The 3959-nt window shown below is 65.4% G+C and carries 6 protein-coding genes; 2 read left to right on the top strand and 4 right to left on the bottom strand.

The features are described 5' to 3' along the window. A partial coding sequence (locus VJ811_RS03135; protein WP_324070824.1) for a vitamin B12 dependent-methionine synthase activation domain-containing protein occupies nucleotides 1-493 on the top strand: 493 nt, incomplete at its 5' end. Nucleotides 494-661: 168 nt separating this feature from the next. Then, entirely contained in the window at nucleotides 662-1621 is a 960-nt protein-coding gene (locus tag VJ811_RS03130; RefSeq protein ID WP_324070823.1) for a right-handed parallel beta-helix repeat-containing protein, read from the top strand. Here VJ811_RS03130 and VJ811_RS03125 read toward each other — a convergent pair. From VJ811_RS03125 to VJ811_RS03110, 4 genes are all read right to left on the bottom strand, one after another. Next, nucleotides 1618-2124, bottom strand: coding sequence for a YbjN domain-containing protein (locus VJ811_RS03125; RefSeq protein ID WP_058536841.1), 507 nt, complete (start codon nucleotides 2122-2124; stop codon nucleotides 1618-1620). The two genes, VJ811_RS03130 and VJ811_RS03125, sit on opposite strands and share 4 nt — an antisense overlap. A gap of 129 nt (nucleotides 2125-2253) precedes the next feature. After that, the gene (locus tag VJ811_RS03120; protein WP_324070822.1) at nucleotides 2254-2610 is read right to left on the bottom strand and encodes an accessory factor UbiK family protein; all 357 of its coding nucleotides are present in this window, start codon (nucleotides 2608-2610) and stop codon (nucleotides 2254-2256) included. A 36-nt stretch (nucleotides 2611-2646) separates the two neighbouring features. Then, a complete protein-coding gene (locus VJ811_RS03115) occupies nucleotides 2647-3198 on the bottom strand; it encodes a TspO/MBR family protein (RefSeq protein WP_324070821.1) in 552 nt (183 codons plus the stop codon). 61 nt (nucleotides 3199-3259) lie between these two features. Continuing rightward, nucleotides 3260-3959: TlyA family RNA methyltransferase (locus VJ811_RS03110; RefSeq protein ID WP_324070820.1), on the bottom strand; the 700-nt coding region annotated here is incomplete at its 5' end.

Here is a 3959-nt window from a genome sequence, read left to right as displayed (position 1 = left end):
CGGCTTCGCGGTCGGCATCCACGGTATCGAGCCGCATTCGGAACGCTTCCGCGCCGACAAGGACGATTATTCCGACATCTTGCTGAAGGCGCTGGCCGACCGCTTCGCCGAGGCCTTCGCCGAGCGGCTGCACCAGCATGTCCGCACCACGCTGTGGGGCTATGCGCCGGGCGAGCAGCTGACCAACGAGGCGCTGATCAAGGAAGAATATCGCGGTATCCGTCCGGCCCCCGGCTATCCGGCATGCCCCGACCACAGCCTGAAGCCGATCTTGTTCGATCTGCTCGCAGCAGGCGATAATGCCGGGCTGGTGCTGACCGAAAGCTTTGCGATGTTGCCGACCGCGGCGGTTAGCGGCTTTTATTTCGGACATCCCGAAAGCCAGTATTTCGGTGTCGCCCGGATCGGGAGCGACCAGCTCGAAGATTATGCGCAGCGGCGCGGCGTCGACATCGAAACCGCGACGCGCTGGCTGCGGCCGAATCTGGATTGATATCAAAGCTCGTCACCCCGGACTTGATCCGGGGTCCATCGACCCCGGATCAAGTCCGGGGTGACGATGGTTTAATATCTCGCCGACGTGCCGTCCGAAAAGGGGACAGGCGCGTGGTTAACCAGCTTCGCGAGCGACTTGCGCCGCGAAAATGGCTATGAGCGTTCCATGTTCAAGCCGATCCTCCGCCAGCCCTTGCTGCCGCTGCTCGCCCTTCCGCTGCTTCTCGCGCCGGTGCCGCTGCCCGCGCAAACCGGCGGCGCACCCTATAGCGTCGACGGCCGCAGCTTCGGGCGCCTGCAGGACGCCGTCGATGCGATCGGCGAAGGCGAGGGCACGATCCGTATCGCCGCCGGCTATCATCGCGACTGCGCGGTGCAGACCGCGGGCCGCATCGCCTTCGTCGCGGTCGAACCCGGCCGGGCGATCTTCGACGGCGTGACCTGCGAGGGCAAGGCCGCGCTCGTGCTGCGCGGCGCCGGTGCGCGCGTCGACGGGATCGTGTTCCAGAATATGCGCGTCCCCGACGGCAATGGTGCGGGCATCCGCCTCGAACAAAGCAACCTCGACGTCGTCAACAGCCTGTTTCGGGGCAGCGAGGAAGGCATTTTAACGGGAGATGACAGGCAAGCCACGCTGACGATCGACCGTTCGACCTTTTCGCGCCTCGGCCGCTGCGACCGCGGCCTCAGCTGCGCGCACAGCGTTTATACCGGCGTCTATGGGCGCGTCGTCGTCACGCGCACGCGCTTCGAAAAGGGTAGCGGCGGCCATTATCTGAAGACGCGCTCGCCGCGCGTCGAAATCCGCGACAACAGCTTCGACGACACGCAGGGCACCGCGACCAATTACCTGATCGACCTGCCTGCGGGATCGACCGGACAGATCGCAAACAATTTGATGATCCAGGGACGCGACAAGGAAAATTACGGCGCGCTGATCGCGGTCGCAGCCGAGGCGCGCGACAATCCGTCGCGCGGGCTGGTCATCACCGGCAATCGTGCGAGCGTTCCGCAAGGGACCGGCCGCAAGACGATCTTCGTCGCCGACTGGAGCGGCGAGGCGCTGGCGATCGGGCCGAACGAACTGGGGCCGGGGCTGACCCGCTTCGAAAAAATCTCGGGCTAGGCCTCGCCGCGCGTTTCGATCAGCGACGCGGCGAGCGCTTCGGCGGGCGATTTGCCACCCCACAGCACGAACTGGAACACCGGATAAAAGCGCTCGCATTCGTCGATCGCGCTTTCGATCAGCGTCTCGGTGAGGTCGAGCGGCAGCGATGCGTCGGCGCCGAGCAGCATGCCGTGGCGGAACAGGATCGTGCCGCTGTTCGACCAGAGCTCGAAATGGCCGAGCCAAAGCTGTTCGTTGATCAGCGCGAGCGCCTCGTGCGCGGCGGCGCGCTTGTCCTCGACGACGCGAATGTCGGGGAAGGCGAGGAGCTGGATAACGCCGTCGTCGGCGCGCCACACCGCGCGCAGCTCATAGGTCGTCCAGCTGCCCTGCGCGGTCGCGACGATCTCGTCCTCGCCGACCATCTCGTGCGGCCAGTCGTGCGCGGCGAAATAGGACGCCAGCATCTCCATCGGCGCCGCGTCCTGGCCGTCATCGTCGTCGTAAATATCGTCACTCATGCGCGCGCCTTTAGCGGGTGTTCGGTCGGGTGGCGAGTCCGCGAATATTCGTCGCCCCTGCGAAGGCAGGGGCCGCTGGCAACCTTGCGCAATGCCGATAGCGGCCCCTGCCTTCGCAGGGGCGACGCATTACTTGGCCTTCGGCTTTGACGCCGCTTTGGTTGCCGGTTTCGCCGCTGCGGGTTTCGCGGCAGGCTTTGCCGCGGCCTTCGGCGCCGCAGCAGCCTTCGGAGCCGCCGCAGGCTTCGCCACGCCCTCAAGCTTGTCGAGCCGCGCCTTCAGCGCTTCGGCTTCGGCGCGTGCGGTCGCGGCCATTTTCTTCACCGCCTCGAATTCCTCGCGGCTGACGAAATCCATGCGGCCGACCCATTCCTTGGCGCGGTCGCGCATCGCGGACTCGGCTTCGCGGCCCGCGCCCGCGACAGTTCCGGCAATGCCGTTCACCATCTTGGCCAGATCGTCGAAAAAACGGTTTTCGCTCTGCATTTTAAACTTCCTTCGTCGGGGAGATACCCCTTGCCACTATCCTATTTGGGTGCTGGCGGCGGCGGGGACAAGGGTTTCGGCATCGGGATTGCGCTGATCGATCTGGAAATTGAGGATCGCGGCAAAACCGAGCCAGATCATATAGGGGACGAGCAGCCACGCCGCGGCCTTGCGGATCGGCGCAAAGGCAAAGGCGGTGGCGACCGTCACCATCAGGATGAAGATGATCACATAGAGCGCCGTCGTCACCTGATGCTGCCCGAAAAACAGCGGCGGCCAGGCGAAATTCGCGATCAACTGGACGAAGAAGAGCAGCAGTGCAAAACCGCGCCCCTTGGCGCCGCGGGCATGAAGGATCATCGCGAGCGACAGGCCGAGGCAGATATAGAGGAGCGGCCAGACGGTGGCGAACACCCATCCCGGCGGCGTGATCGGCGGCAGGTCGAGCGCGGCGAACCAGCGATTGCCATAACCGCTGTTCGACAGCAGGCCCGACACGCTCCCCGCAAGCACGATCGCCGGCACGGTGACGAGCGCCCAGCGCAGATAGGACATGCGAAGCTGCCCCGGCGTTGCGATTTCGGTCATGTCCGCATTATCCCCCCACACGCGAATCCGTTGCATGGTGTCGCGATTGTGCGGCGCAGCGTCAAGCGGCTCGCTTCACCGCGGCGATCAGAAATTCGACATTGCCTTCGGGGCCGGTGATCGGGCTTTCGACAAGGTCGACAACGTCCCAGCCTTCGCCGGTCAGCCAGTCCTGCACTTCGCTGCAAATGCGCGCGTGGACCGCGGCGTCGCGAACAACGCCTTTCTTGCCGACCTCATGCCGCTCGGCCTCGAACTGCGGCTTGATCAGCGCGACGATGCGCGCGCCGTCTTTCGCGAAGGACATCGGCACCGGCAGCACCTTCGACAGCGCGATAAAGCTGGCGTCGCAGACGATCAGGTCGACGGGTTCGGGGATATGCGTCGGCGTCAGGATGCGCGCGCTCGTCTGTTCGTGGACGATGACACGCGCGTCCTGCCGCAGTTTCCACGCGAGCTGGTTGGTGCCCGAATCCACGGCATAGACGCGCGCCGCGCCGCGGCTGAGCAGCACGTCGGTGAAGCCGCCGGTCGACGATCCGACATCGATCGCGACTGCGCCGGCGACGTCCCACCCGAGATGGGTGAGCGCATGGTCGAGCTTGATCCCGCCGCGCGACACCCACGGATGGTCGCGGCCCTTGACGCTGATCTCGGCATCTGCCGCAAGCTGCTGCCCCGCCTTGTCGATCTTGCGGTCGCCGACAAAGGCGAGTCCCGCGAGGATCAGCGCCTGCGCGCGTGTCCGGCTTTCGGCGAGG

The organism is Sphingopyxis sp. (assembly GCF_035250425.1).
Classification (GTDB): domain Bacteria; phylum Pseudomonadota; class Alphaproteobacteria; order Sphingomonadales; family Sphingomonadaceae; genus Sphingopyxis.
Note: the sequence above shows the minus strand (reverse complement) of the source record. Positions and strands in the feature narration are given on the sequence as shown.

Coding starts and splice junctions, on each gene's coding strand:
- VJ811_RS03130 (WP_324070823.1), top strand. CDS start 662: ATGTTCAAGCCGATCCTCCGCCAGCCCTTGCTGCCGCTGCTCGCCCTT.
- VJ811_RS03125 (WP_058536841.1), bottom strand. CDS start 2,124: ATGAGTGACGATATTTACGACGACGATGACGGCCAGGACGCGGCGCCG.
- VJ811_RS03120 (WP_324070822.1), bottom strand. CDS start 2,610: ATGCAGAGCGAAAACCGTTTTTTCGACGATCTGGCCAAGATGGTGAAC.
- VJ811_RS03115 (WP_324070821.1), bottom strand. CDS start 3,198: ATGACCGAAATCGCAACGCCGGGGCAGCTTCGCATGTCCTATCTGCGC.